The organism is Kribbella pratensis (assembly GCF_004366075.1).
GTDB classification, from domain to species: Bacteria; Actinomycetota; Actinomycetes; order Propionibacteriales; family Kribbellaceae; genus Kribbella; species Kribbella pratensis.
Map to the genome: position 1 here is coordinate 418,504 of NZ_SODU01000002.1, position 26,236 is coordinate 444,739.

A 26,236-nucleotide genomic window follows, 5' to 3' on the forward strand; every position below is an offset into this window, starting at 1 on the left:
TGAGGACGTTTGTTTCATCAAGAGGAGTGAGCGATGAGAACACCCGCCCTCGGCGTCGCCCTTGCTCTCGCGGCGACATCACTCAGCGGTCCCGCCCAGGCCCATCCCCCGACGACTCAGGTCAACGTCTGGGTCACCACGCCCGACCGGGCCGAGCTGCTCCACGAGCGCGCGCGCGTCTCGTTCCAGGACGGCGCGAGCGATCGGACCACGATCACGGTCGACCCGCGCACGACGTACCAGACCATGGACGGCTTCGGTGCCTCGATCACCGACTCGTCCGCCGCCGTGCTGTACCGCCTCAGCCCGGCCGACCGCGAGCAGACGCTGCGCAAACTGTTCGACCCGCAGCAGGGCATCGGCGTCAGCTTCCTGCGGCAGCCGGTCGGCTCGTCCGACTTCACGGCCGCGGCCGAGCACTACACGTACGACGACGTACCCACCGGCCAGACCGACTTCAGGCTGCGGAACTTCAGCATCGCGCACGACGAGCAACAGGTGCTGCCACTGCTCCGCCGCGCGAAGCAGCTCAACCCGGCGCTCAAGGTGATGGCGACGCCGTGGAGCCCGCCCGCCTGGATGAAGACCGGCGACTCACTCGTCGGCGGACGGCTGAAGGACGACCCCCAGGTGTACGACGCGTACGCGCGCTACCTGGTGAAGTTCGTCCAGGCGTACACGCGGGCCGGCGTACCGGTCGACTTCCTGTCGATCCAGAACGAACCGCAGAATCGCAAGCCGAGCGCGTACCCGGGCACGGACCTGCCCGTCCGCCAGGAAGCCGCAGTAATCACCGCCCTGGGTCCGCTGCTGCAGAAGGTCAGCCCGCGGACGAAGATCCTCGGGTACGACCACAACTGGACCACCCATCCCGGTGACATCGCCTCCACCCCGCCTGGTGAGGATCCGGAGACCGACTACCCGTACAAGCTGCTGCAAACCTCGGCCGCGAAGTGGATCGCGGGTACGGCGTACCACTGCTACTCCGGCGACCCGTCCAAGCAGACCGACCTGCACAAGGCGTTCCCCTCGAAGGGAATCTGGTTCACCGAGTGCTCCGGCTCGCACGGGCCGAACGACACCCCGCCACAGATCTTCCGCGGCACGCTCACCTGGCACGCACGCACGCTGATGCTCGGCACGACGCGCAATTGGGCGAGGTCGGTCGTCAACTGGAACATCGCCCTCGACTCGACCGGCGGCCCGCACCTCGGCGGCTGCGACACCTGCACCGGCCTCGTCACGCTGCAGCCGGACGGGACGGTGTCGACGGATGCGGAGTACTACACGATCGGCCACCTGTCGAAGTTCGTGAAGCCGGGTGCGGTGCGGATCGGGAGTACGTCGTACGGGACGACGGGATGGAACGGGCAACTGATGTCGGCCGCGTTCCGCAATCCCGACGGTACGACGGCGCTCGTGGTGCACAACGAGAACGACGCGCCGCGGTCATTCGCGGTGGCGGTCGGGGACAAGTCCTTCGAGTACGAGCTGTCGGGTGGGTCGATCGCGACGTACACCTGGGGACCGACTTCGGCGGACGTGCCGCACGAGCTCTCGGCTGTGAGCGCGACCGCGAGCGTCAACGGAGCCGTTGCCGGCCTGCTGGTCGACGCGGACGGGTCGACCGTGTGGCAGAGCAAGGCGGCGCAGGCCCCCGGTCAGTGGGTGCAGGTCGACCTCGGAAAAGCGCAGACGTTCCGGCAGGTCGCGTTGGACAGCGGCGGGAACCTCGGCGACTACGCTCACGGTCAGTCGGTTGCTGTCAGCAACGACGGGAGCAGCTGGCGGACGGTCTCCGACGGTAGGTCGAGCAGTCAGTTGACGACGATCGACCTACCGCCGACGCGGGCGCGTTACATCCGGATCACGCAGACCGGCAGTTCCGGCAATTGGTGGAGCCTGGCCGACCTGCGGATCTACCGCTGAGCCTCGATCCAGCACGCGACCGCAGCCGCCTGTTCGTTGCTTGCAGCAATGACCTGGAGGCCGACGGGAAGGCCGTCAGCCGGAATCGGCAGGCTGACGGCCGCGTGCCTGGTGAGGTTCGCGAGGCGCGTGTTGTTGAGGAGCTGCCGGCGTACGTCGACATCGGCCGCGGTCAGCGGCGGCGCGGTGGTGAGAACTGTCGGGGTGAGTACGGCGTCGACGTGCTGGAAGACCGCATCGAGCTCGGCGGTGATACTCGCGGCGTCTTCTTGTGCACGTCGATAGTCAGCCGGTTTCACCTGTGCCGCTTCGATCAGACGCTGACGTACGTCGGGTTGGTATCGGTCCTGTGAGCGGCCGCGGTGGTTGGCCACCGCTTCGGGTCCTTGGATGTTGGCTGCGGTCGAGAAGCTGTGCGACCAGTCCGGGAGCCGCACGTCGAGGGTATCGAGTCCCTCCAGCGCAGCAGTCCATGCACTGCGGGCCTCAGGACTCAGTTGCAGGTACTCGGGGTTCGTCGGCACTCCGAGGCGGGGTCTGCGAGTAGTCACAGATCCCATGCCTGCCAGCACACTCAGGGCGTAGGCAGCATCTGCTGCGGTGCGAGTCAAAACGCCTACGTGGTCGAGGCTCTGGGACAACGGGAAGACCCGATCGGTCGGCAAGGTGTCGTACGACGGTTTGAAGCCGACGACCCCGCACAACGCCGCAGGGATCCGCACCGAGCCCGCCGTGTCCGTCCCGAGCGCCAGCGGCACCACGCCGGCCGCGACAGCAGCAGCCGAGCCCGAACTCGATCCACCGGTCATCCGCGACGGGTCGTGCGGATTCCGGCACGGTCCGACGCGGTTCGACGTACCCGTGCAGCCGTAGGCGAACTCGTGCGTGTGGCTCAGCCCGATCACGATCGCGCCGGCAGCACGCAACCGGCGTACGACTTCCGCGTCCTGTTGCCCGATCTCGTCCATGGACGCGGACCCGCAGCGGTACGGCAGGCCTTCGACCTCGATGATCTCCTTCACCAGCACAGGTACGCCGGCCAGCGCACCGGTCCGGGCGTGTGCGGCGGCCGCCTTCCGCGCACCGTCGACGTCCAGGTGCACGATCGCGTTCAGGTCCGCCGTGTCGGCGGCCCGCGCCAGCGCGTCCTCGACCAACTGCACCGGATCCAGCGCACCGTCCCGTACGCCGGCCGCGATCTCCTCCAACGTCCTCACTCCCCCATCAGACCACGGAGAGAAGACGGAAACAGGAGCGTCATGCCATGTTGCTACCGTCCGATGGCATGGTGATCGACGGAGTGGAACTGCGGCCGGCGCCGCCGACCGACGCGGATGTGCTGGCCCTGACCACCGCGCAACAGGCCGAACTGGCAGCGATGTACGGCGATGACCAGCCGCTCGTCGGCCTGCATCCTGACATCACGTTCACGGTCCTGACGCTGGAAGGAACACCGGTCGGCTGCGTCGGCCTCCAGCCGGTCGGGCCTGGGCTGGGCGAGATCAAGCGGATGTACGTCGTACCGTCGGCCCGCGGCTGGGGCCTGTCACGCATGCTCCTCGAGGTCGTCGAACAGCAGGCCCGCACAGCAGGCCTCACCAGACTCCGCCTTGAAACCGGCACCAAGCAGGTCGAAGCGATCGCCCTCTATACCAACCACGGCTACCAACCGACCCCGCCGTACCCACCCTTCGAAAACGAGATCGTCTCCCTCTGCTACGCCAAGGATCTCTAGAGGTTCAGCACCAGGTCTTCGCCTTCGCGGTGGAAGCCCAGGTTTTCGAGGTACGGCGTGGAGTCGCGCATTCGGGGTGGGGCGATGACCTGGTGGAAGCCCTGATCGGTGAAGACATCGCTGCGGCGGTAGACGAACTCTCCGGGCGTGAAGTCGCGGTACTTCGGCACCACGTAGTCGAGGTCGATCTGTGCGCGGCCGGTGCCCGCGTCGTGGGCAAGGACGACGCCGACGGTGCGGTCGCCGTGCTGGACCAGGAACGCGTACGGGCTGGTGGCGAGCGTGAAGCCGGGGTTGAACCGGGTGATGTCCTTCTGGTGCCGCTCGAGGATGTAGCCGAGGTACGCGTCGGCCGAGTTCACCGGGAGCACCTGGTACTCAGCCTCGTCGTGCCGGTGCCGGAGCAGTCGCCAGAGATGTACGACGTTGATGACCGCGAGGACCGCGTTCATACCGACCATCGGCCACACGCCGACGGCCGCGTTGAACCCGACCAGGATCACGCAGCCGATCAGGTTCAGGATCCGCAACCGAAGGATCCGGGTCTGCAGCAACGACCACACGACCAGCGCGGATCCGCCCCACCCGATGATGCTCCACACGTCCACACCGCGAGACTAGTGTGCGTGAACGATTTCCTGTTGCTGGACGGCGCCCTGTTACGGCTGGTCGACCCGAGGTTGCTGCGAGCAACGTCGTACGGTCACTTCACCTCGATGCAGGTGCGCGACGGACAGGTCGACGGGTTGGACCTGCACTTCGAGCGGCTGGACCGCAGTACGCGGGAGGTCTTCGGCCGGCCGCTCCCCGAGGACCGTGTCCGCGCCGACCTGCGCGCAGCGCTCGACCAGGCGGGCTCCGGCGACCTCTCGATCCGCGTCAACGTCTTCGCCGACGACGAACTCCACCTACTGACCCGCGTCGGCCCGCCGATGGCTCCTGGCACCCAACCGCTCCGCCTGCTCGCCTATCAACACGAACGCGCCGTCCCGCACCTCAAGCACACCGGCACGTTCGACCTCACCTACTACGCCCGCGCCGCCAAGCAGGCCGGGTACGACGACGCCGTCTTCCACACGGCAACAGGCGAACTCTCCGAAGCCTCCATCTGGAACATCTGCTTCGCCCGCGGCCCGCACCTCGTCTTCCCCGCCGCGCCGACCCTCCCCGGCATCCGCCAGCAGGTCCTCCAACGCGGCCTGGAGTCCTTCGACACAGCCCCGATCCCCCTCGCCGACCTCCCGACGTACGACGCCGCCTACCTGACGAACTCCATCGACCCCGCACTCCCCGTCGCGTCGATCACGACAGCCGCCGGCACCACGACATACGCCCCGCACTCACCCTCAGCGACCACCATCACCAAGGCCTACGCAAGCCTCCCCGCCCAACCCATCTGACCGAAACGGCTAGGTGCGGTCGGCCCACCAGCGGAGGAGGGCTTCGCGGGCCTGGTCTTCGCCGAGGGGGCCCTGGTCGAGGCGGAGTTCCATGAGGAACTTGTAGGCCTCGCCTACTTCGCGGCCGGGGGAGATGCCGAGGATCTGCATGATCTGGTTGCCGTCGAGGTCGGGGCGGAGAGCGTCGAGTTCCTCCTGCTCCTGGAGGCGCTCGATGCGGGATTCCAGGTCGTCGTACGCGGCCCGGAGCGACTCCGCCTTGCGGCGGTTGCGGGTCGTGCAGTCGGCGCGGGTCAGGATGTGCAGCCGCTCGAGCTGGTCACCCGCGTCCCGGACGTAGCGGCGTACGGCGGAATCCGTCCACTCGCCGTCGCCGTACCCGTGGAAGCGCAGGTGCAGCTCGATCAGCTTGCTCACCTGCTCGATCTGCTCGTTGCTGAACCGCAGCGCCTTCATCCGCTTCCGCGCCAGCTTTGCCCCGACCACGTCGTGGTGGTGGAACGTCACCTTCCGCGCACCCTCGAACTTCAGCGTCTTCGGTTTCCCGATGTCGTGGATGAGTGCCGCGAACCGAACGACGAAATCCGGCGTCGGAACAGACAGACGAGATTCCAGGTCGATCGCCTGATCGAGGACGGTGAGTGAGTGCTCGTACACATCCTTGTGCCGATGGTGCTCGTCCTTCATCAGCTGCAGCGCCGGCAGCTCGGGCAGCACGTGCTCGGCCAGCCCGGTCGAGACCAGCAGGTCGAGCCCGATCCGGGGGTGGTCGGCGCAGATCAGCTTCTCCAGCTCGTCACGGACCCGTTCGGCGGACACGATCGTGATCCGGTCGGCCATCGCGGTCATCGCCGTCACCACGGCCGGGTCGGGCGTGAAGCCGAGCTGCGCCGCGAACCGGGCCGCCCGCATCATCCGCAGCGGGTCGTCCGAGAACGAGTCCTCCGGCGTACCGGGGGTCCGGATCCGCTGGTGCGCGACGTCCTCCATCCCGCCGTACGGGTCGACGAACTGCCGCGACGGCAGTCGGACCGCCATCGCGTTCATCGCGAAGTCCCGGCGGGCCAGGTCCCCCTCCAGGCTGTCGCCGTACGCCACCTCCGGCTTGCGCGAGGTGGGATCGTAGGTCTCCGACCTGTACGTCGTGATCTCCAGGACCCACTCGCCCTTCCGACAACCGATGGTGCCGAACGCCTTGCCGATGTCCCAGACATGGTCCGCCCAGCCGGACAGCAGCCGCTCGATCACGTCCGGGTGCGCTGACGTGGTGAAGTCGAGATCCTTGCTCCCCCGGCCGAGGAGAATGTCCCGGACAGGACCGCCGACCAGCGCGATCTCGTGGCCTGCGTCGGCGAACCGGTGGCCGAGTTCGTCGACCACCGGGGCGAGTTCCAGCAGGGCCTGGACTGCTCGTCGCTGTACGGCGGGCAACGATCCGGCGGAGGCTGACTGGTCGGCAAAGGGTGACACGGGGATCTAGGTTACGGTGACGGCGTGTTCAGACGGCGACTGAGGCTCTCCGCGGTGGCGGGCGCCTGCCTTGTGGTTGCTGCCTCGGCAGCGACTCTGGGCGCTCCCGCCGAGGCGGAGGCGGCGCCCACCGACGAGCCGGCCGTCCAGGTCACCATCGATTCGTTCGGCCCGACCGCGCCGAAACCCGGCCAGCCGGTCGTGATCAAGGGCCGGGTGACGAACACCAGCTCGGTGACGTTCGAGGAACCGCAGGCCCTCGCCTGTATCGACCGGACCCGCCTGGCCAGTACGTCGGCGCTGGACGCGATCTCGACCGAGCAGAACATCCCGATGAGCGAGCGCGACAGCTGCCGCAACCTGACCAACGACGAGCAGACCTTCCAGCCGTTCGATCAGCCGCTCGCGCCGAAGGAAACCGTCGACTTCACGCTCACGGTGCCGTGGAAGGAATGGCGGATCAACGACCAGACCGGCGTGTACGTCGTCGGCGTGGCGTTCCGGGGGCAGCCGCCGAACAGCTCGCGGATCATGGCCGGCCGAGCCCGCACCCTGATGCCGGTGCTCGGCAAGGAGCCGCTGACCCGTCCGGTCAACACCGCTCTCGTCGTACCGCTGCGGCATCGCCCGACCCAGCTCGGAGGCAAGAACTTCGCCAACGACTCACTGGCAACGTCGCTGGCTCCGGCCGGATCACTCGGCCGGCTGCTCGCCCTCGGCCGGCAGCACCAGGTCACCTGGCTGGTGGACCCGGCGATGCTCGACGAGATCCGGCAGCTGGCGAAGGGGTACGTCGTCGTCGGCGAGAACGGCCAGACCACGATCGGGACCGGACAGACTGTCGCGACCACCTGGCTCAAGGAGTTCGACGCCGGGCGGGCCCGCGGCAACCAGGTCGTGCTGCTGCCGTACGGCGACCCGGACGTAGCCGGTCTCCTGGACTCTGGTGAGCCGCTGAAGAAGCTCGTCGCGCAGGCCCGCACGAAGACCGAACGGTCCGGTGGCGAACTGGCCCCGGGCTTCACCAACGGGCTGTCGCTCGAGGGCGGCGCGGCCGCCGGCCGCTACCTGGCCGCGGCATCCGGCGGTTTCACCGGCGCCACCACCGACGATCTGAACCTGGTCAGCAGCTCGTCGTGGTCGGCCTCAACCCGCCCGGTGCTGACCAGCACCCCCGTGTACGACGTACTGACGCCCGAAGGCCCTGATCAGATCGTCCGCACGGTGATCGCCAACTCGTCCCTGACCACTGGCGGCCCGGATCCGGAGACCGCCGAGAGCCCGCTGCAGGTCCGGCAACGGTTCGCGGCCGTGACCGCGCTGATCGCGGCCGGCGGCAAGGGCGCCGCGTCGGTGGTCGTCGCGCCGCCGCGCGGCTGGGACAGCGACGGCCGCGCAACCGCTGCGCTCGCGGGAAGTCTGTCGCTTCCGTGGATCAAGGCCACCGACGTGGCCGACGTGGTGGCTGCCAATCCGAAACCGCTGACCACCAAGGCACCGGCCGCGGCGAAGACGAACGGCGTACTGACCGAAACGCAGCTGGACGGCATCAGGCAGCTCGACGACGCGACCACCACGATGCAGAACCTGCTCGTCGACGGGAACGCGTTGCCGGAGGTGATGACGCAGGCGCTGCTGCGGTCCACGTCGTCCGGCTGGAACGGGCACCCGGAAGAGGCTCGCCGCTTCAGCGCGATCGAGCTCGGCTCGGCCAACCAGCAGCTCGGCAAGGTGCACCTGGTCAACGCGAGCGTGGATCGCGGTCTGCGCAAGGAGATCAAGGTCAACCTGGCCGGCAGCAAGGGCACGTTCCCGCTGACGATCACCAACGACACCGACTGGTCGGTCCGGGTCGGCATCGTGGTCAGCTCGGCGAACCGGTCCGACCTGAAGATCAAGCGGCTGCCGACCGCCGTCCTCGGACCCGGTCAGAAGTGGACGCCCAGGATCACCGCGAGCGCCGAACAGAACGGTCTGATCCGGGCCACCGCGCAGGTGACCAACGCGGACGGCAAGCCGGTCGGCAAGTCCCAGGAGCTGCTGATCCAGGCCAGCCAGTACGGCAGCGTCGGCTGGATCCTGGTCGGCGCCGCCTGCGCCCTGCTGTTCGGTACGTCGTTCGTCCGCATCTACCGCCGGGTCCGCACCGAGCGCCGCAACACGGCCGCCGCGACCACCGCCGCCACCACCGACAGCAGCACCGACGGCAGCACCGACAGCAGCACCGACGGCACGACCGCTGATCCCGCCCACGATCGCCCCGAGGCGAACGGCGTACCCGAAGCTCCGGATGCGTCCCTGAAAGAAGGAGTCGGTTCGAAGGATGGCTGACCGCACCCTGCGCTCCGCGGCGGTGATGGCAGCCGGAACGGTGCTGTCCCGCCTGCTCGGATTCATCCGGATCGCCCTGCTCGCGGCCGCCATCGGTACGGCGCTGCGCGGCGACATCTTCACCGCCGCGAACACGATCCCGAACAGCCTGTACATCCTGCTGGCCGGCGGCGTCTTCAACACCGTGCTGGTCCCGCAGCTGGTGCGCGCGATCAAGAACCACGACGACGGCGGCCAGGACTTCACGAACCGGATCCTGACCTTCGGTTTCGTCGTCCTCGCGATCGTCACGGTGGCCTGTGTACTGCTGGCGCCGGCGATCGCCGAGCTGTACCTGCCGAAGGAGCTGCACGACCCGTCCCGGGTGACCGAGAAGGCGAACATGATCATGTTCGTACGGCTCTGCCTGCCGCAGATCTTCTTCTACGGCGCGTTCGTCCTGGTCGGGCAGGTGCTGAACGCGCGTCGCCGGTTCGGTCCGATGATGTGGGCGCCGATCGCGAACAACATCGTCGCGTGCGCATCGATCGTGGTCTTCCTGCTGATCTACCGGGTCGGCGACAACCCGCCGACGTACAGCCACGGCGAGGAGCTGCTGCTCGGGCTCGGGCACACGGTGGGCATCGCCGTACAACTGCTGGTGCTGCTGCCCTATCTGAAGGCGAGCGGGCACACCTACAAGCCGAAGTTCGGCCTCCGCGGAACCGGTCTGGGACACACTGCCCGATTGGGCATCTGGACAGTTCTCTTCGTCGCCGTGAACCAGGTGACGCTGGTCGTCGTCACCCAGCTCGCGATCGCCGGTAGCGCCTCGAGTGATCCCGGCGCGAAGGCCGGTCTGTTCGCGTACAGCACCGCGATGCTAATCATCCTGGTGCCGCACGGCATCGTCACGGTGTCGCTCGCGACCGCGGCCCTGCCGCAGATGTCGGCGCTGGCGGCCGACGGGGACACCGCCGAGGTGGGGCGGATGTCCGCCCGGTCGATCCGGCAGACGCTCGCGATCGTCGTACCGGCGGCCGCCGCGATGATCGCGTTCGCCTATCCGATCGTGACGATCATCGCCGGGTACGGCTCGGGTAAGAACAACCTGACGCTGATGTCGTACACGTTGATGACGCTGGCGCTCGGGATCGTGCCGTTCACCGTGCAGTACTTCCAGCTCCGCACGTTCTACGCCTTCGAGGACACCCGTACGCCGTTCTTCCTGCAGTGTGTGATCGCGGCCACGAACATCGCGGCAGCCGTGATCGGGGTCCGGGTCCTGCTGGACCAGGCGCACCTGCGGTTCAGCGGTGTGGTGCTCGGCGGGGCGTACGCGCTGGCGTACCTGGTCGCCGTACTGATCTCGCGGCCGGTCCTGCGGCGCAGGGTGCCGCGGGTCCCGGGCGCCGGGATCGGGCTGCCGCTGCTCGCGATGGTGATCGCCGCGGTGGCCGGCGCGGGTGCGGGCCGCGTGGTGCTCTGGCTGCTGAGCCTCGCGATCGACTGGTCCGGACCCCTCGGCGCCGTCCTCCAACTGGCCGCTGCGGCGGCCGTGATGCTGCCGGTGTACGCCGCCGTGTCACGGGTACTCCGTATTCACGAGGTCAACGACGTGGTGTCCATGGTCACATCGAAGTTGCCGATCCGCCGCTGATCCGGACCGCTTGTGCGTTAGTGCACCACCCGTCCGGTCGGTGGGGCACTAACATGGGGCCTGCGATCAGGCCGCTGGGCATCAAGGAGGGCGAGAGACACCGTGTCGAACCAGACCGTGAGTCCTGGTGCCCTCTTGGCCGGGCGGTACCGGATCGCCGAGTTGCTCGCGGAGATCGACGGTGCCCGGGTATGGCGTGCCGTGGACGAGGTTCTCAGCCGCGCGGTCGTCGTCGACGTCCTGCCGGTCGGTGACCCCCGGACCAATCTGCTCTTCGACGCCGCCCGCCGGGCCGCCGCGGCGAACGACCCGCGGTTCCTGCGGGTGCTCGACTGCGACATGCACGACGGCGTGACGTACTGCGTTCGCGAGTGGGCGGGCGGCCGGACGCTGGAGCGGATGCTCGACAGCGGACCGCTCACCGGACAGCAGGCCGGGTGGCTGGCCCGCGAGGTGTCCGAGGCCCTCGAGAACCTGCACCGCACCGGTTACGCGCACGGTGCGATCAGCCCGGCGACCGTGGTGATCACGGACGCGGGCGCGATCAAGGTCATCGGTGTCGCCACCGAGGCGGCGCTGCGGTCGTCCGGTGCCGGTTCGCCCGAGGAGGACGTGCATTCCCTCGGCCAACTGCTCTACGCGTCGCTGACCGGCCGCTGGCCCGGTCCGGCGCCGGCCTGGGGCATGCAGCCCGCGCCCGTCGAGCACGGCCGGCTGTTGAGCCCGCGCCAGGTGCGCGCCGGCGTACCGCGCTCCCTGGACGACATCTGCGACCGCCTGCTCGGTGACCCGCCGCGGCACCACGCGCCGCCGATCACCAGCGCGGCCGGCCTGTCCGCGGCGCTGTCCGGTGTCGTCGGCAGCTCGCACGAGCCGCCGAACCAGATGGACGAGACCGTCCAGGTCGCCCGGCAGAACGGCAGCGTCGACGACGCCACCCAGGTGGTGCCGCAGGCCCCGCCGCCGGCGATCGACCCCTCCCCGCAACCGGCGTATGAGGCGGAGCAGAACGGCTATCAGCCCTCACAGGCGGCGTACAACCCGGCCACCGACACCCGTCCGATACGCCGGCAGCCACCGCCGCCCGCGAACGGGAACGGCCGGCGCCGGCACGAGGAGCCGAAGGCCAAGGGCGGCTGGGGCGGCCGGATCCTGATCCTGCTCGCGATCCTGGCCCTGCTGTCGGTGATCGCGATGGCGCAGTTCCTGCTCAAGGGCGCGATGAACAACGACCAGGGCGGCGACGGCGGCACGAAGAGCAGTGCCCCGCCGCAGACCAGCACCACCCCGTCGGCGACCACCGGCGGGAAGGCGACGATCGCGAGCGCCAAGGACTTCGACCCGGACGGCAACGGCAACGAGCATCCGGACGACGTTGCGAACACCTACGACGGCAAGGCCACGACGACCTGGACGACGATGTCGTACAGCCGGGCGAACCTCGGCGGCGAGAAGCCCGGTGTCGGTATCTACTACGACCTGGGCTCGCCCACGAACGTGTCGAAGGTGCAGGTCGCGCTGAAGGGCGACGGCACCAGCGTCCAGCTGATGGTCCCGAAGAACGACGGCGGCGCGGCGCCGACGGCGACCGACGGCTGGAAGCCGGTTGCCACCCAGGAGAACCAGCCTGAGGGTACGGTGACTCTGACGCCCTCGGCACCGACCGAGACGCAGTACGTGCTCGTCTGGCTGACGAAGCTTCCGAAGGAAGACGGCGGCAAGTACCGGGGCACGATCTCGGAGGTCACGATCCAGAAATGACCGCTCACGTGGACTCGGGCAATCCGCCGCCCCGGCCGGACGTCCCGCGCATCGGCGCGGACGAGCCGGTCCCGCAGGGCGCGGCGCAGCCTGCCCCAGCGAGCGGACCGGTGAGCTACGACCAACTGGACGACCACGAGCTGCTGCGGATGCACGTGTCCGGCAACCCGGACACATTCGGGTTCCTGGTCAAGCGGCACAGGGACCGGATGTGGGCGGTTGCGATCCGTACCCTCGGTGAGCCCGAAGAAGCCGCGGACGCGCTCCAGGAGGCGTTCATCTCGGCGTTCCGCCGGGCCGACTCGTTCCGCGGGGACGCGAAGGTGACCACCTGGCTGCACCGGATCGTGGTGAACGCCTGCCTGGACCGGATCCGCCGCCGCCAGGTGCGTGCCGCCGACCCGCTGCCCGAGGACGAGGACCGCGCCGCCGAGCTGGCCGGGCCGGCCGAGGACGACCCGGCCGAGGTCCGGGAGCGCCGGCTGGACGTGCTGAACGCGCTCAAGCAGATCAACGAGGACCAGCGCGCCGCACTGGTCCTGGTCGACATGGAGGGGTACTCGATCGAGGAGGCGGCCGCGATCCTCGACTGTGCCCCCGGCACGGTCAAGTCGCGCTGCGCCCGCGGTCGCGCCAAGCTGCTCCCGCTGCTGCGTCACTGGCAGACGACCCGGCAGTCCGACGTACCGGAGAAATCCGCCGCGGAAGCGGTGGGAACCGAATGACCCGGTTCCCCGTCCTAGCGAAGTCGCCTGCCTCTGGCGACCGGACGACTGACGCCTTCGACCGGAGCTTCATATGACCACCCCGCGCACCTCCCGTGAGGAGGCGAGCCCCTGATGACCGATCCCGGTCTGCCGACCAGTGAGCACCTCGAGCACCTGGACACGGACACGATCGCCGACCTGATCGAGAACCTGTTGCCTGCCCCCGAGGCGCATCGCGCTCGTGAGCATGTGAAGGCATGCCCGGAGTGCCAGCAGACGTACGACGCCCTTCTGCAACTGACCACCGACCTGGCCGAGGAAGGCCGCAGCGACATCCCGATGCCGACCGCCGTCGCCGAGCACCTCGACTCCGTGATCGTGTCCGAGTCGGTGCTGCGCGCGTCCACCGTCGGGGTGCACTCGCTGGCCCAGATCCGCGAGGAGCCGCGCCGGCACCTGCCGAAGCTGCTCGGCGCCGCGGCCGGTGTGGTGCTGATCGCCGCGCTCGGCGTCGGCGTGGTGATCGCCACCAAGGACCAGGCGAAGGAGGGCGCCGCCTCCGCCGACCCGAATACCCCACCGGCCGACGCGGTGGCGGTCAGCACGAAGGACATCGGTCCGTCGACCCAGCGGTGGCTGGACCACACCCCGAATTCGATCCTGCACGGCTCGGCCGACGAGCAGTCGTGCGCCCGGTCGTTCGCGGTCGCCCAAGCGAGTTCGAACGTGCGGCTGGTCCAGCCCGCCAAGATCGACGGCAAGCGGGCCACGATCATCGGGTTGCAGGGTTCGGGGCCGGGTGAGATCCAGGTCTTCGCGGTCACCGGATGTAGCGTCCCCGGCGGTGTAGCGAGCTCGTTCTTCGAGACCACGGTCACGCTGCGCAACCGCTAAGTCCACACGCCGTACGGCGATGCGGTACGGCGGCCCGCCGATGGGTACCGTGGGAATGGTCGGCCTCTAGGATCCGTTGAGTACGACGTCACTGTCTCGACGACACGAGGAACGCCTGCATGAGCGACACAGTTCGCAACGTCATCATCGTCGGCTCCGGCCCGGCCGGTTACACCGCAGCGGTGTACGCCGCCCGCGCGGCACTGGAGCCGTTGGTCTTCGAGGGCTCCGTCACCGCTGGTGGCGCCCTGATGAACACCACCGAGGTGGAGAACTTCCCTGGCTTCTCGCAGGGCATCATGGGCCCGGCGCTGATGGACGAGATGCGCACGCAGGCCGAGCGTTTCGGCGCCGAACTGGTGGCCGACGACGTGACCAAGGTCGACCTGACCGGCGAGATCAAGGTCGTCACCGACTCGGCCGGTACCGAGCACCGCGCCAAGGCCGTGATCCTCGCGATGGGTTCCGGCTACCGCAAGCTGGGCCTGCCCGACGAGGACCGGATGTCCGGGCACGGTGTGTCCTGGTGTGCGACCTGTGACGGCTTCTTCTTCCGTGACCACGAGATCGCGGTCGTCGGCGGCGGCGACTCCGCCGTCGAGGAGGCCACCTTCCTGACCAAGTTCGCGAAGAAGGTGCACCTGGTGCACCGCCGTGACGAGCTGCGGGCCTCGAAGATCATGGCCGACCGGGCGTACGCCAACGACAAGATCGAGTTCCACTGGAACTCCGCGGTCGACAAGATCCACGGTGACGAGAAGCTCACCCACCTGACGTTGAAGGACACCGTCAGCGGCGAGACCCGGGAGCTGCCGGCGACCGGTCTGTTCATCGCGATCGGCCACGACCCGCGCTCGGAGCTGGTCAAGGGCCAGGTCGAGCTGGACGCGGAGGGGTATGTGCTGGTCAAGCCGAACAGCACCGAGACCAACCTGCCCGGCGTGTTCGCCGCCGGCGACCTGGTGGACCACACCTACCGGCAGGCGATCACCGCGGCCGGCACCGGCTGTGCGGCCGCCCTGGACGCCGAGCGCTTCCTGGCCACCCTCGAGGACGCGGCGACCGCTGCCGCCGCGGCGGCCACCCAGCCCGTCTCTGTCTGACCTGACACCACCACCTGAAGGAGATACGCCCGTGGGCGAGAAGATGAACGCTGTCACCGACGCCGAGTTCGACGCTACGGTGCTGAAGAGCGACAAGCCGGTCCTGGTCGACTTCTGGGCCGAGTGGTGTGGCCCGTGCCGCCAGGTTTCCCCCATCCTGGAAGAGCTGGCGCAGGACCACAGCGACAAGATCACGTTCCTGAAGATGAACGTGGACGAGAACCCGGTTACCCCGAGCAACTACCGGGTTACCGGTATCCCTACCATCAACGTCTACGTGAACGGTGAGCTGGCCAAGTCCATCGTCGGCGCCAAGCCGAAGGCGGCACTGCTGAAGGAGCTCGCCGACTTCACCGCCTGAAAGTCCGCCACACCGGCAAGGAGTCACATCTGATGGAATCCCCGCACGGCGTCTACCGGATCGGAGACAGCGGTGAGGCCGTCGCCGAGATCGTCGGCAAGCTGCAACGGCTCGGGCTGCTGACCGGCGGCCACGACGTCTACGACGAAGCGACCGCGAACGCCGTCCGGGGATTCCAGCAGGAACGTGGGTTGATGATCGACGGGATCGTCGGCCCACAGACGTACCGGGCGATCGACGACGCGCGCTGGCGGCTGGGCGACCGGTTGCTGACGTACGTCCCGTCGCACCCGATGAGTGGTGACGACGTCCTGAGCCTGCAGGCGAAACTGCAGGAGCTCGGGTTCGCGGTCGCCCGGATCGACGGGATCTTCGCCGCGGACACGCAGCGCGCGGTGACCGAGTTCCAGCGCAACATGGGTCTGCCGGCCGACGGCACGTGTGGGCCGTCGACGTTCAAGGCACTGCAGCGGATCCGGCCGATGGCCACCGGCGGCCGTCCGGACGCACTGCGCGCGAGAGAGGCTGTCCGCGCCGCCGGCCCGCGACTGTCCGGGAAGACCGTGGTGATCGACCCGGGTCACGGCGGCTTCGACTACGGCTGGGAGGGCTACGGCCTGCGCGAGTCCGACATCGCGTACGACCTTGCTGCCCGGATCGAGGGTCGCCTCGGCGCCACCGGCGTACGGGCGTATTTGTCGCGTGGGCGCGATCAAGGGCCGGACGAGTTGGCCCGGGCCGCGTTCGCGAACGAGACGGACGCGAACCTGTGCGTCTCCCTGCACACCGACGGGTCGATGAACCCGGCCGCGCAGGGCGTCGCGACGTACTTCTACGGCAACGACCTGCACGGCGCCACGTCGAGCGTCGGCGAGCAGTTCGCCGGCCTGGTGCAGCGCGAGATCGTCGCCCGCACCGACCTGCTGAACTGCCACACCCACGCCAAGACCTGGGATCTGCTGCGCCGGACCAAGATGCCCGCGGTGCGCCTCGAGATCGGGTACGTCACGAACCCGCACGACTCCGCCCGCCTGGCCGACCCGGCCTTCCGCGACGTGATCGCCGAAGCGATCGTGGTCGCCATCCAGCGCGTCTACCTCCCCCCGGACCAGGACGCCGCCACCGGCATGCTCCGCTTCGGCCAACTCACGGTCTAGCTATTCGGCCCTCCTGTCCCCACCCACCAACTCCTGTCTCCGGTCCCCATCGCCCCGCACCCACACCCCATTTGCCTGGCAGACCCACCAACTCGGGGCTTCTACACCCGGAATTCGGCTCACGAACCCCCGAACTGATGGGTCTGCCAGCGAAATGGGGTAGGGGCTGGTACGCCGGCGTCGCACAGGTGCCACCAGGCGGGCTCATCCTTGCGGGACGGAGGGGAGCGGGGAGGATGCCTGCCCGATCCGGGGAGCAGATCCGCCCCAGTCCCCCATCCCTGGCTCCCCGAGCAGTGCCGAGATCTGCAAGGCCCGCGTCTGGAGTTCGCGCTATGAGTGATCCTCGAGTTTGATCTTGGGGAGGGCGCGGTCGAGGCTGCTCGGTAGCCACCAGGCGTGGTTGCCGAGTAGCCGGAGTACTGCTGGGACGATGACGCAGCGGATCAGGAGGGCGTCGAGCAGCACGGCGGTCGCCAGGCCCAGGCCGAACTGCTTCAGCATCCGGTCCGGGCTCAGCAGGAACGCGCCGAAGACCACGATCATGATCGCGGCCGCCGCCGTGATCACGCTGCCTGTCGTCGCCAGCCCTTCCCGTACCGCGACCTGTGCATCGCCCGTACGCCGCCACTCCTCGTGGATCCGGGACACCAGGAAGACCTCGTAGTCCATCGACAACCCGAACACGATCGCGAAGATCATCACCGGCACGAACGCCTCGATCGGTCCGGACTGCGCACCGAACCAGCCCTGCTGGAACACCAGCGTGATCACCCCGAGTGAGGCGCCGATGCTGAGCAGATTGAGTACGGCGGCCTTCAACGGGATCAGCACCGACCGGAACACGGCCATCAGCAGCAACGCGGACAAGCCCACCACGACCAGCACGAAGATCGGCAGCCGCTTGCTCACTGCGGCAGCAAAGTCGTCCGCAGCCGCCGTCGACCCACCGACCAGGTACGTCGCATTGGTCCGTGACTCCAACGCAGGCAAGGTGTCGTCGCGCAACCGCTGCACGAGGTCGCTCGTCGCCGCGTCCTGCGGAGCCGACCTCGGGAACGCCAGCACCGTGGCGATCTTGCCGTCCGGCGTCATCTGCGGCGGCGTCACTGCGGCGATCCCGGGATCAGCGGCCAACGTCTGGCCGAGTGCCTGGGCCGCGGCCTGATCCCCCTCGGACACCACGACCAACGGACCGTTGAACCCGGGCCCGAAGCCTTCCGCCAACAGGTCGTACGCCTTCCGGCTCGTCTTCGCCGGATCGTCCGTTCCCGCGTCCGCGAACCCGAGCCGCATCCCCAACGCCGGAAGCGACAACGCCACCAGCGCGAGAACGCCGAGCACCAACGGCACCCACGCCCCACGCTGCACAACGCCGGCCAGCTTCCGCCAACCGTCGCCAGGCGTCCGCCGCTGCTTCGCGGCATGCTTGCGCACGCTCCGCTCGATCCGCTTCCCGAACAGCGTCAGCAACGACGGCAGCAACGTCACTGCCGCGAGCATCGTCATCAGCACCGTCAACGTGACGCCGAGCGCCACGCCCTGCAATGAACCGAGTCCCAACGCCAGCAGGCCGAGCAGCGCGATGACGACGGTACATCCGGCGAACATCACCGACCGGCCCGCGGTGTCCAGGGCCACGACCTTCGCGTCGGCCTCGCCGTTCAGCAACTCGTGGCGATAACGCGAGAAGATCAGCAACGCGTAGTCGATGCCGACACCGAGCCCGACCAGCATCATCACCGGCGTCGTGTACTCCGGCACCGTGAACAGGTGCGACGCGAGCATCAGCAACGCGACCGTGCTGCCGACCGCGAACACCGCGGTCAGCAGCGGAAGCGTTGCCGCAAGCAACGACCCGAAGAGGAACACCAGGATCACCAGCGCAGCCAGGATTCCCGCACCCTCGGACGCGCCTCCCGAACTCTCGGCAGCGTTCCGGGCCAGATCTCCGCCGGCCTCGACCTGGAGCCCCGGCCGCGCGAAGTCCTGCGCCCGATGGATGATCGTCCGGACGTCGTCCACCGGCATGTCCGCCACCGCGACATCCAGTCCGACCGTCGCATACGCCGTACGTCGATCTGTCGACATGGCACCCGGACCGGCGAACGGGTCGGCGACCGAGACGACGTGCGGGAGCCCGCGGACCACCGCCAGCATCGACGCGACCCGCGACTTCTCCGCGTCGAGGCCGCCGTCGGCCCGGAAGACGAGCTGGACCGAGGCCGTGTCCCCCTTCGGCTGGTGCGCCGTGAAGATGTCCGTCACCCGCTGGGAGTCGGTGCCGGGCAACGAGTTGTCGTTCTTGTAGTTGGCGCCGACCACCGTCGCCGCCGCGGTGACCGCGGCCAGCACGAGCACCCAGAGCAGGAGCGCCAGGCCGGCGTGCCACATCGCCCACCCGGAGACCCGGTGCAGCAGACCGGGCCGGGTGGCTTGTCGGATCTCGGTGTCCATGGTCATGGTGAATCCTTGATAAGTAGAATGGCTACATGTTGCCTCTCGACAGTAACAGGTATATGAGTAGACTGGCTACATGAAGGCGGATGCGCTGCGTGGACACCTGGACCCGATGATCCTGGCGGTCGTCGAGCACGAACCGCTGCACGGCTACGCGATCATGGAGGCGTTGCTGGAGCGCAGCGGCGGCGAGCTCGATCTGCCCACCGGCACGCTCTACCCGGCGCTCCGGCGGCTCGAGCGGGCCGGTTACCTGGCCAGCGAGTGGAGCACGGTCGGCGGGCGGAAACGCCGTACGTATCAGCTCACCAGCGCCGGTACGAAGATGCTTGCCTCAGGCAAGCAGGAGTGGTTGACGTTCCGCGCAGTGGTGGAAGGCGTGCTACGCCCGGGCCAGGCGTAGGCAGCGTCGCGCGTGCAACGCCACCAGGAACAGCGGCAGGACGACAAAGCCGACGACCACGGTGAGATCGAGTGATCCGACCGGGCTCTGGCTGCTCACCGGCATCGCGAGACTGATGAGGCCGACCGCCGTCGCACTGACGAGCGCGAAGATCCCGGTGACGCGGCTGACATGGTCCCGGACGACCGGGTGCCGCATCCCGATGCCGGCCGCGAGGACAGCCAGCACCGCGCCCACGATGACCACGGATCCGACGCCGCGGACAAGTTCCTGGAGGAAGTCGTTCAGCGGGGACCTGCCCGGCGCGTCCTGGCTCCAGGCCCAGACTCCTTGCCGCCAGATGAGCGGCTGGACGATCAATGACGCGAACAGCAGCATCGCGGTTCGCCGGCCCTGGCTGACCGCCAGCTCGGCCCGATAGCCCGGAGCGACCTCCTCGAGCGTCCCGAACTCGGCCACCGCGTGCTTCTCCGCGTCGTACCTGTCCAGCCCGTCGGCCTCGAAGGCCTCGGTGGCGTCGGTCAGGTGGTCGCGGGCCTCGGCCAGCAGGTCCGCCTTGCGGCGCCGAGGCCCCCAGAGTTCCTTGCTCAGGGCAGCCAGGTACTCGTCGATGGGCACCCCTCCAGTATGGGGACGACGCCGGGGTTTCACGTCCGGGGTCCCACTGACTCGCCCCTGAGCTTCGTCGTACGGCGCCGTACGACGAAGAATCCGGCGTACCCGATCACCACCAGGACGAACCCGACCTTCTCCGCGACAGGCGTCGCACCGTCGGGCCACAGCCGGCCGTCGACGTAGTGCTGGATGTATCCGCCCGCGTACACACTCTCGCCGCCTTCGCGGCGGAAGAACTTCTCGGTCGCCGTCACCGGGCAGCCGAAGTCGACCAGCACGATCACCAAGTTCCACGCCACGATGCCGAGGTGGATCCAGATCAGCCTCGGCCAGCGCCACGCGAGGAACGCGCCGACCGCGAAGAACAGCAGCAAGGCACCGTGCACGATCATCACCACGTCGGCCAGCGCCCGCCAGATCATGGGCTACTCCGGGCCTGATCTCAGGGCGTCACGAACCGTCACTGGTCCCGGCGGGGCCGGCTCCGGCCTGATCGCGCCCATGAGGCGTTCGACGGCGGCCTCCATCTCGCGGCGCCAAGTGATCGCTGAACGCAGGTCCAGCCGCAGCCGCGGATTGCGCGGGTGCTCTCGTACCACCGTGAAGCCCACCGCGCACAGGAAGTCGGTCGGCCAGACACAGCCGGGCCCGTCCCACCGCGAGTCCCCGAACGCCTCCACGGCCCGGAAGCCGCGCTTCAGGACGTCCTTGGCGACAGCCTGGACCAGGATCTTCCCGAGCCCGAGGCCCAGGTACCGCGGGAGGATTCGGCCGGTCGCGAGGACGACGGCGTCCGGGCTGACGGGCGCGGTCGGAAACGCCTGAATCCGGGGCAGGTACGTCGCCGGCGCGTACACCGCGAACCCGGCCGGCTCGTCGTCGACGTACAACACGATCCCGGCGGTTCCCCAGTCGAGCAGCAACTGGGACAGCCAGGCTTCCTTCTCCAGCGCGGTGTCACCGTCCCGGGCGGCCTGGCGCGCGGCCACCGGGTCCAGTTGCCAGAACACACAGTCACGGCAGGGCACCGGAAGCTCGCCGAGATTGGCGAGCGTCAGCGGTTCCACCCGTCGGGCCATCAGCGCATCCGATCGGCAATACAGGCTGTTAGCTTCGTCACGGTCCGTATGTCATCGGGCGGCTGGCTCGGCCGCGGGTTCGGGGACGGGGGACGGAGTCCGCGCGTCCGTGGTGCGGGTCGCCTCAGGGGCGACGTACCGCTGCTGCACCTTCCCTGCGGGTTGCCGCCTGAACAGCTCGCCCGCGAACCCGGCCAGCACGCCCACCGCCAAACCACCGAGCGTCCAGCCGGCTGTCCTGCCCACGCTCATCCTTGATCCGCCTTCCGAGTCCACCTCTCAGGCCGCACCATCCCGGCCGGCTGTCTCAGCAGCCAGATTCCGGCATGGTCGAACCTGCCCCTATAAGGCATGGTAGTGAGAGGTCACGCCGATCCCCAGCCCCGACCGGGGTCTGTCGACGTAACCTGGTGACTTCCCCCTCGATCACCGTTGGAGTGGCCCCCGTGAGTGCTGACGTGCCCGATGTCCGGCAGACCCGACTCGACAACTACGTCGAGGCGTACGCAGCCCGGACCAAGGGCATGACCGCATCGGAGATCAGAGCGCTGTTCTCGGTCGCCAGTCGGCCGGAGGTGGTGTCGCTCGCCGGCGGCATGCCGAACATCGGCGGTCTGCCGCTCGACGTGGTCGGCGGCGCGGTGCGCGACCTGGTGACCGACAACGGCGCCACCGCCATGCAGTACGGCTCCGGCCAGGGCGACCCGACGCTCCGCGACCAGATCTGCGACATCATGCGGCTGGAGGGCATCGAGGCCCATCCGGACGACGTCGTGGTCACGGTCGGCAGCCAGCAGGCGGTCGACCTGGTGACGCGGGTGTTCTGCGATCCCGGCGACGTGGTGATCTGCGAGGCGCCGTCGTACGTCGGCGCGCTCGGCGTCTTCCGGGCGTACCAGTGTGAGGTCGTGCACGTCGCGATGGACGACGACGGCGTCGTACCGGAGGCGCTGGAGCAGGCGATCGCGTCGGTGCGCGCGGCCGGCAAGCGGATCAAGTTCTTCTACACGATCCCGAACTTCCACAACCCGGCCGGGGTTTCGCTGTCCGACGAGCGGCGGGCGCGGGTGCTGGAGATCTGTCAGCAGGCCCAGCTGCTGATCCTCGAGGACAACCCGTACGGGTTGCTCGGGTTCGAGGGCGAGCCGCAGAAGGCGCTGCGGGCGGCGGATCGCGAAGGCGTCATCTACCTCGGGTCGTTCTCGAAGACGTTCGCCCCCGGGTTCCGGGTCGGCTGGGCCGTCGCGCCGCACGCCGTACGGGAGAAACTCGTGCTGGCGCAGGAGTCCGCGACGCTGTGCCCGCCGACGTTCAGTCAGCTCGCGATCTCGTCGTACCTGGTCCGGCACGACTGGATGGGGCAGGTGAAGCAGTTCCGGGAGATGTACCGCGAGCGCCGCGACGCGATGCTCGCGGCGTTGACGGAAAAGATGCCAGCGGCAACCACCTGGACCCGGCCGCGGGGTGGGTTCTACGTCTGGCTGACGTTGCCGGAAGGGCTGGACGCGAAGGCGATGCTGCCCCGGGCGGTCACGGCGCGGGTCGCGTACGTGCCCGGAACGGCGTTCTTCGCCGACGGTTTCGGCTCCCAGTGCATGCGACTGTCGTACTGTCATCCGACGCCGGAGCGCATCACCGAAGGCGTCGGCAGGCTCGCCGCGGTGATCAACGAGGAGCTCGAACTCCGGCAGACGTTCGGCCCGCTGACACCAGGCGCCGGCCACGGCTACGACGCCCCAGGACCGGAACTGAGCTAGGTTCCGGTTCGCAAAGGTTGCGCAAGGGACCTACGGGCGGGCGGGGGTCCAGGATGCGGTAGGGGTACCGTTCGAGTGGGCCTCGGGACCGGCGACCGTGCCGGAGTCGCCCACGAGTGATCGGGATATTTGTGATGAGTGATCTGGGTCGAGTGCTGGTACTGGCAGGTGGACTGTCGCACGAGCGGGACGTCTCGCTGAGGTCCGGGCGCCGAGTGGCGGACGCCCTGCGCAGTGTCGGCGTGGAGGTCGAGCAGCGCGACGTCGACGCCTCCCTGGTCGATCGTCTGCGCCAGGATCCCCCGGACGCGGTCTTCCCCGTCCTGCACGGCGTCACCGGCGAGGACGGCGCACTCCGCCAGGTCCTCGACCTGTACGGCGTTCCGTATGTCGGAGCCGACGCGGCAGCGTGCCGTACGGCGTTCGACAAGCCCGTGGCCGCGACGGTCGTCGGCGCTGCGGGACTGCACACGCCTGCATCGGTTGTGCTCGGGCATGACACGTTCCGCGAGCTGGGTGCCGCTGCGCTGATGGAGGCGGTGATCCAGCAGATCGGTCTGCCGCTGGTCGTGAAGCCGGCGCGGGGCGGTTCGGCGCTGGGTGCGTCGATCGTGCGGTCTGCCGAGGAACTGCCGTCGGCGATGGTGAACTGCTACGCGTACGGTCCGGTCGCGTTGATCGAGCAGTACATCGACGGGACCGAGGTGGCCGTGACGGTCGTCGACGTCGGCGACGGTCCGCGGGCGCTGCCTGCTGTGGAGATCCGGCCGGACTCGGGGTTCTACGACTACGAGGCGCGCTACACGGCTGGGGCGACGCAGTTCGTCGTACCTGCGCGACTGGAGCCTGAAGCCGCCGGTGCGTGCGCTGCAGCCGCTGTGCAGGCGCACCAGGCGCTGTGCCTGCGTGACCTGTCCAGGACGGACCTCGTGGTGGACGCGGCCGGTGTGCCGTGGTTCCTCGAGGTGAACGTGGCACCCGGAATGACCGAGACGTCACTCGTCCCGCTGGCCGCCGAGGCAGCCGGGATCGAGCTCGGCGTCCTCTGCCGCGACCTCCTCGCCACCGCAGCAGCCCGCTGAGAAGTACCTCAATGCCCGACCCCCACGATCCGCCCTCCACCGACCCCGCCACCCTGACCGATGCCGGGATCCCCAGCACGACAGATGTCGCTGGCTCCGGCGCAGCGGGTCCCAGGAAGTCCGACACCGCGGCTGGTGGGAGCTCCGGCGCCGCGGATAGTGCGAGCTCCGACACGGCGGGTAGAGGGAGCTCCGACACCGCGGGTGGCGGGAACTCCGATGCCGCGGGTGGTCCGAGCTCCGACGCAGCGGGTAGTGGGAGTTCCGACGCGGGTAGTGGGAGCTCCGACGCGGGTAGTGGGAGCTCTGGCGCTGCGGGTGGTGCGGGCTCCGATGCCGCGGGTGGTGGGAGTTCTGCTCGGCCGTTGTGGCGGACGGCGTTGGCGCCTCGGTGGGTCGGTCTTCTCGTGCTCGCCTTGGCGCTCGCATCGGTCATGACGGTCATGGGCGTGTGGCAACTAGGTGTGTATCAGTCGAAGACGGCCGACGCCACCGCCCAGCGCGCTGCCGCGCCTCCGGTCCCGCTGCAGTCGTTGTTCTCGATCGACGAGGGCCTCCCATCGAAGGCTGTCGGCCGTCGAGTGACCGTGGACGGCACCTGGGGCCCGGCCGCGGACCAGGTCCTCGTCGCCGACCGCCTGCAGGACGGGCGAGCTGGACTGTGGGTCGTTTCGCCGTTGAAGCTCTCCAGCACCGACGCGGTGATGATCGTCCGCGGGTGGGTTGCCTCACCTTCTGACCCAGCCGTCACGCCCCCCTCAGGACCGGTGCGGTTGAGTGGCTCCGTGGTGGCCTCCGAAGCTGAGGACTCGTCGGACGATGCCGCCAAGGGACGAGTGCTGTCGTCGCTGCGGATCCCGACGATCGTGCACCTGGTGAACTACCGGGTGTACGACGCATTCGTCGTACAGTCCGCTGTGGACTCAGGCGTCGTACCCTCCCCCGCACCCGCGGTCGTCGCACCACCCCCGCCCCCCACAGACCACGCCGGCCTGCGCAACGTCGCATACGCCGTCCAGTGGTGGATCTTCGCCGCCTTCACCCTCTGGATGTGGGCCCGCATGGTCCTGGACGCCCACCGCGACCCGAAAGACCCCACGACAACCACCTCCGCCCCAGGCGCCCCCGGGACAGATGACTCTGGGCCAGGCACCTCCGGGACGGGTGGCCCCGCGACAACCGCCTCCGGGCCAGGCGCCTCCCCGACGGGTGACCGTGTCGGGGAGGCTGTGGAGTCAAGCGGTACCGTTTCAGCGTGACTTCCTCTGCCGACCCCGCCACCTCCGCCGGCGCGCAGCCGCTCACACCGGCCGTCCGCGGCGCGCTGACCCGCTACCGCGTGATCGCGTACGTCGTCGGCGTGATGCTGCTCCTGCTGCTGTTCGTCGCGATGCCGCTGAAGTACCTGGGTGACAACCCCGGCGCGATGAACGTGATCGGCCCCCTGCACGGCTTCCTGTACGTCGTGTACCTGCTCGGCACGTTCGACCTGTTCCGCCGAGTCCGCTGGTCCTTCCCCCGCCTGGTCCTGATGGCCGTCGCCGGAACGATCCCTTTCCTCTCGTTCTACGCCGAACGCAAAACCACCCACGAACTGCTCGGCCGCTAACCCCGTCACACCGCCCTCTGAGGCACTACCGCGAGCACTCTCGCCCGCCCGTCGCACGGATCCACTCCAACCACTTGCGGGCTGTATGACCGGTAGCGGGCTACATCCCGCCACCGATCACATAACCCGCCTCCCGGAGGCCGTCACCCGCGGCGCAGGACGCGAGACACGCGGCGCAGAGTGCGAGACCTGCGGCGCAGGACGCGAGACCCGCGGCGCAGGACGCCAGACTCGCGGCGCAGGACGCCAGACTCGCCGCGCAGCACGCGAGATCCGCGGCGCAGCACGCGAGGCCCGCGGCGCAGCACGCGAGACACGGGGGCGCAGCACGCGAGACACAGGGGCGCGAGCCCAGGGGCGCGAGCCCAGGGGCGCGAGACACAGGAACCGGAGGCGCGGTGCACGACGCGGACGACGGCGGTCGGGACTGGGGACAGGAAGCGGCTACTGGGCACCTGCTATTTCAGGTCCCCAGTAGCCGTTTCCTGTTCCCACCCTCCACCTGTGCCCCACCGCAGCCCCCGCCCTCGAATCCGCCCGCGTACTGCTCCGCGGTCGACGACTCGGTCCACTCGAATGCAGAGCTTGACCCGCGATCTGCACAAGGCCGTCGTGGACTCGATATCGATGGCCGCGCTACCCCCGCTGGAGAGCGGCTGTCCCGCTGGAGCGGCTGTCCTGCTAGAGCGGCTGTTCTGCTAGAGCGGCTGTTCTGCTAGAGCGAGCGGCGGTCGTACTACGGGG

At 68.9% G+C, this 26,236-nt stretch carries 24 protein-coding genes; 16 read left to right on the forward strand and 8 right to left on the reverse strand.

Annotated elements, in window-relative coordinates; all coding sequences use genetic code 11:
* Nucleotides 1-33: 33 nt before the first annotated feature.
* Nucleotides 34-1,929: a discoidin domain-containing protein gene (locus EV137_RS17010; RefSeq protein WP_134129956.1), complete on the forward strand. Its 1,896-nt coding sequence runs from the start codon at nucleotides 34-36 to the stop codon at nucleotides 1,927-1,929.
* Here the strand turns inward: EV137_RS17010 and EV137_RS17015 are convergent.
* Complete coding sequence (locus tag EV137_RS17015; RefSeq protein ID WP_134129957.1) at nucleotides 1,920-3,146, reverse strand: amidase; 1,227 nt, start codon at nucleotides 3,144-3,146, stop codon at nucleotides 1,920-1,922. The genes EV137_RS17010 and EV137_RS17015 overlap by 10 nt on opposite strands.
* Nucleotides 3,147-3,214: 68 nt before the next feature.
* On the opposite strand from EV137_RS17015, the gene EV137_RS17020 reads away from it, so the two are divergent.
* On the forward strand, nucleotides 3,215-3,664 hold the full coding sequence (locus EV137_RS17020) for a GNAT family N-acetyltransferase (protein WP_166679913.1): 450 nt from the start codon (nucleotides 3,215-3,217) through the stop codon (nucleotides 3,662-3,664).
* On the opposite strand, the gene EV137_RS17025 is transcribed toward EV137_RS17020, so the two are convergent.
* Nucleotides 3,661-4,272, reverse strand: a complete 612-nt coding sequence (locus tag EV137_RS17025) for a YgjV family protein (RefSeq protein WP_134129959.1) — start codon at nucleotides 4,270-4,272, stop codon at nucleotides 3,661-3,663. The two genes, EV137_RS17020 and EV137_RS17025, sit on opposite strands and share 4 nt — an antisense overlap.
* A gap of 18 nt (nucleotides 4,273-4,290) precedes the next feature.
* Here EV137_RS17025 and EV137_RS17030 point away from each other — a divergent pair, with 18 nt between their 5' ends.
* Complete coding sequence (locus EV137_RS17030) at nucleotides 4,291-5,064, forward strand: aminotransferase class IV (RefSeq protein ID WP_166679914.1); 774 nt, start codon at nucleotides 4,291-4,293, stop codon at nucleotides 5,062-5,064.
* Between the two features lie 9 nt (nucleotides 5,065-5,073).
* On the opposite strand, the gene EV137_RS17035 is transcribed toward EV137_RS17030, so the two are convergent.
* The gene (locus EV137_RS17035; protein WP_370341980.1) at nucleotides 5,074-6,534 is read right to left on the reverse strand and encodes a CCA tRNA nucleotidyltransferase; all 1,461 of its coding nucleotides are present in this window, start codon (nucleotides 6,532-6,534) and stop codon (nucleotides 5,074-5,076) included.
* 24 nt (nucleotides 6,535-6,558) lie between these two features.
* Between EV137_RS17035 and EV137_RS41065 the strand changes: the two genes are divergently transcribed.
* The 8 genes from EV137_RS41065 to EV137_RS17075 all read left to right on the forward strand — a co-directional run bounded on the left by EV137_RS41065 (nucleotide 6,559) and on the right by EV137_RS17075 (nucleotide 16,487).
* Nucleotides 6,559-8,865 carry a DUF6049 family protein gene (locus EV137_RS41065; RefSeq protein WP_202871023.1) on the forward strand — a complete coding sequence of 769 codons (2,307 nt, stop codon included), beginning with the start codon at nucleotides 6,559-6,561 and terminating at the stop codon, nucleotides 8,863-8,865.
* Entirely contained in the window at nucleotides 8,858-10,504 is a 1,647-nt protein-coding gene (murJ, locus tag EV137_RS17045; RefSeq protein ID WP_134129961.1) for a murein biosynthesis integral membrane protein MurJ, read from the forward strand. Before EV137_RS41065 ends, murJ begins: the two co-directional genes overlap by 8 nt.
* A 102-nt stretch (nucleotides 10,505-10,606) precedes the next feature.
* Nucleotides 10,607-12,265, forward strand: coding sequence for a protein kinase family protein (locus EV137_RS17050; RefSeq protein ID WP_134129962.1), 1,659 nt, complete (start codon nucleotides 10,607-10,609; stop codon nucleotides 12,263-12,265).
* The gene (gene sigM, locus EV137_RS17055) at nucleotides 12,262-12,990 is read left to right on the forward strand and encodes an RNA polymerase sigma factor SigM (protein ID WP_238175380.1); all 729 of its coding nucleotides are present in this window, start codon (nucleotides 12,262-12,264) and stop codon (nucleotides 12,988-12,990) included. The genes EV137_RS17050 and sigM overlap by 4 nt, the downstream gene beginning before the upstream one ends.
* A gap of 114 nt (nucleotides 12,991-13,104) precedes the next feature.
* Nucleotides 13,105-13,866, forward strand: coding sequence for an anti-sigma factor family protein (locus tag EV137_RS17060; protein WP_133996488.1), 762 nt, complete (start codon nucleotides 13,105-13,107; stop codon nucleotides 13,864-13,866).
* Between the two features lie 119 nt (nucleotides 13,867-13,985).
* Nucleotides 13,986-14,969: a thioredoxin-disulfide reductase gene (trxB, locus tag EV137_RS17065; protein WP_134129963.1), complete on the forward strand. Its 984-nt coding sequence runs from the start codon at nucleotides 13,986-13,988 to the stop codon at nucleotides 14,967-14,969.
* A 43-nt stretch (nucleotides 14,970-15,012) separates the two neighbouring features.
* Nucleotides 15,013-15,330: a thioredoxin gene (trxA, locus tag EV137_RS17070; RefSeq protein ID WP_166658562.1), complete on the forward strand. Its 318-nt coding sequence runs from the start codon at nucleotides 15,013-15,015 to the stop codon at nucleotides 15,328-15,330.
* 32 nt (nucleotides 15,331-15,362) lie between these two features.
* Nucleotides 15,363-16,487: an N-acetylmuramoyl-L-alanine amidase gene (locus EV137_RS17075; protein ID WP_134129964.1), complete on the forward strand. Its 1,125-nt coding sequence runs from the start codon at nucleotides 15,363-15,365 to the stop codon at nucleotides 16,485-16,487.
* Between the two features lie 333 nt (nucleotides 16,488-16,820).
* Here the strand turns inward: EV137_RS17075 and EV137_RS17080 are convergent, their stop codons facing one another.
* Complete coding sequence (locus EV137_RS17080) at nucleotides 16,821-18,950, reverse strand: MMPL family transporter (RefSeq protein ID WP_134129965.1); 2,130 nt, start codon at nucleotides 18,948-18,950, stop codon at nucleotides 16,821-16,823.
* Nucleotides 18,951-19,023: 73 nt separating this feature from the next.
* Here EV137_RS17080 and EV137_RS17085 point away from each other — a divergent pair, with 73 nt between their 5' ends.
* Nucleotides 19,024-19,350, forward strand: coding sequence for a PadR family transcriptional regulator (locus EV137_RS17085; protein WP_134129966.1), 327 nt, complete (start codon nucleotides 19,024-19,026; stop codon nucleotides 19,348-19,350).
* Here EV137_RS17085 and EV137_RS17090 read toward each other — a convergent pair.
* Genes EV137_RS17090 through EV137_RS17105 form a run of 4 tightly spaced genes read right to left on the reverse strand, consistent with a single transcriptional unit; the run spans nucleotide 19,330 to nucleotide 21,296 of the window.
* Complete coding sequence (locus EV137_RS17090; RefSeq protein WP_133996505.1) at nucleotides 19,330-19,968, reverse strand: permease prefix domain 1-containing protein; 639 nt, start codon at nucleotides 19,966-19,968, stop codon at nucleotides 19,330-19,332. The two genes, EV137_RS17085 and EV137_RS17090, sit on opposite strands and share 21 nt — an antisense overlap.
* Nucleotides 19,969-19,997: 29 nt before the next feature.
* Nucleotides 19,998-20,387 (reverse strand): DUF2784 domain-containing protein, encoded by a 390-nt coding sequence (locus EV137_RS17095; protein WP_134129967.1) that lies wholly within the window; start codon nucleotides 20,385-20,387, stop codon nucleotides 19,998-20,000.
* Nucleotides 20,388-20,390: 3 nt separating this feature from the next.
* Complete coding sequence (locus EV137_RS17100; RefSeq protein ID WP_133996511.1) at nucleotides 20,391-21,044, reverse strand: GNAT family N-acetyltransferase; 654 nt, start codon at nucleotides 21,042-21,044, stop codon at nucleotides 20,391-20,393.
* Between the two features lie 51 nt (nucleotides 21,045-21,095).
* Nucleotides 21,096-21,296, reverse strand: a complete 201-nt coding sequence (locus EV137_RS17105) for a hypothetical protein (protein ID WP_133996514.1) — start codon at nucleotides 21,294-21,296, stop codon at nucleotides 21,096-21,098.
* 194 nt (nucleotides 21,297-21,490) lie between these two features.
* Here EV137_RS17105 and EV137_RS17110 point away from each other — a divergent pair, with 194 nt between their 5' ends.
* The 4 genes from EV137_RS17110 (at nucleotide 21,491) to EV137_RS17125 (ending at nucleotide 25,492) form a co-directional block, all read left to right on the forward strand.
* Nucleotides 21,491-22,801 (forward strand): aminotransferase-like domain-containing protein, encoded by a 1,311-nt coding sequence (locus EV137_RS17110; protein ID WP_133996517.1) that lies wholly within the window; start codon nucleotides 21,491-21,493, stop codon nucleotides 22,799-22,801.
* Nucleotides 22,802-22,935: 134 nt separating this feature from the next.
* Nucleotides 22,936-23,883 (forward strand): D-alanine--D-alanine ligase family protein, encoded by a 948-nt coding sequence (locus tag EV137_RS17115; RefSeq protein WP_133996521.1) that lies wholly within the window; start codon nucleotides 22,936-22,938, stop codon nucleotides 23,881-23,883.
* Nucleotides 23,884-24,290: 407 nt separating this feature from the next.
* Nucleotides 24,291-25,142: an SURF1 family protein gene (locus EV137_RS17120; RefSeq protein WP_238175381.1), complete on the forward strand. Its 852-nt coding sequence runs from the start codon at nucleotides 24,291-24,293 to the stop codon at nucleotides 25,140-25,142.
* Complete coding sequence (locus tag EV137_RS17125) at nucleotides 25,139-25,492, forward strand: DUF3817 domain-containing protein (protein ID WP_133996524.1); 354 nt, start codon at nucleotides 25,139-25,141, stop codon at nucleotides 25,490-25,492. Before EV137_RS17120 ends, EV137_RS17125 begins: the two co-directional genes overlap by 4 nt.
* Nucleotides 25,493-26,236 lie beyond the last annotated feature (744 nt).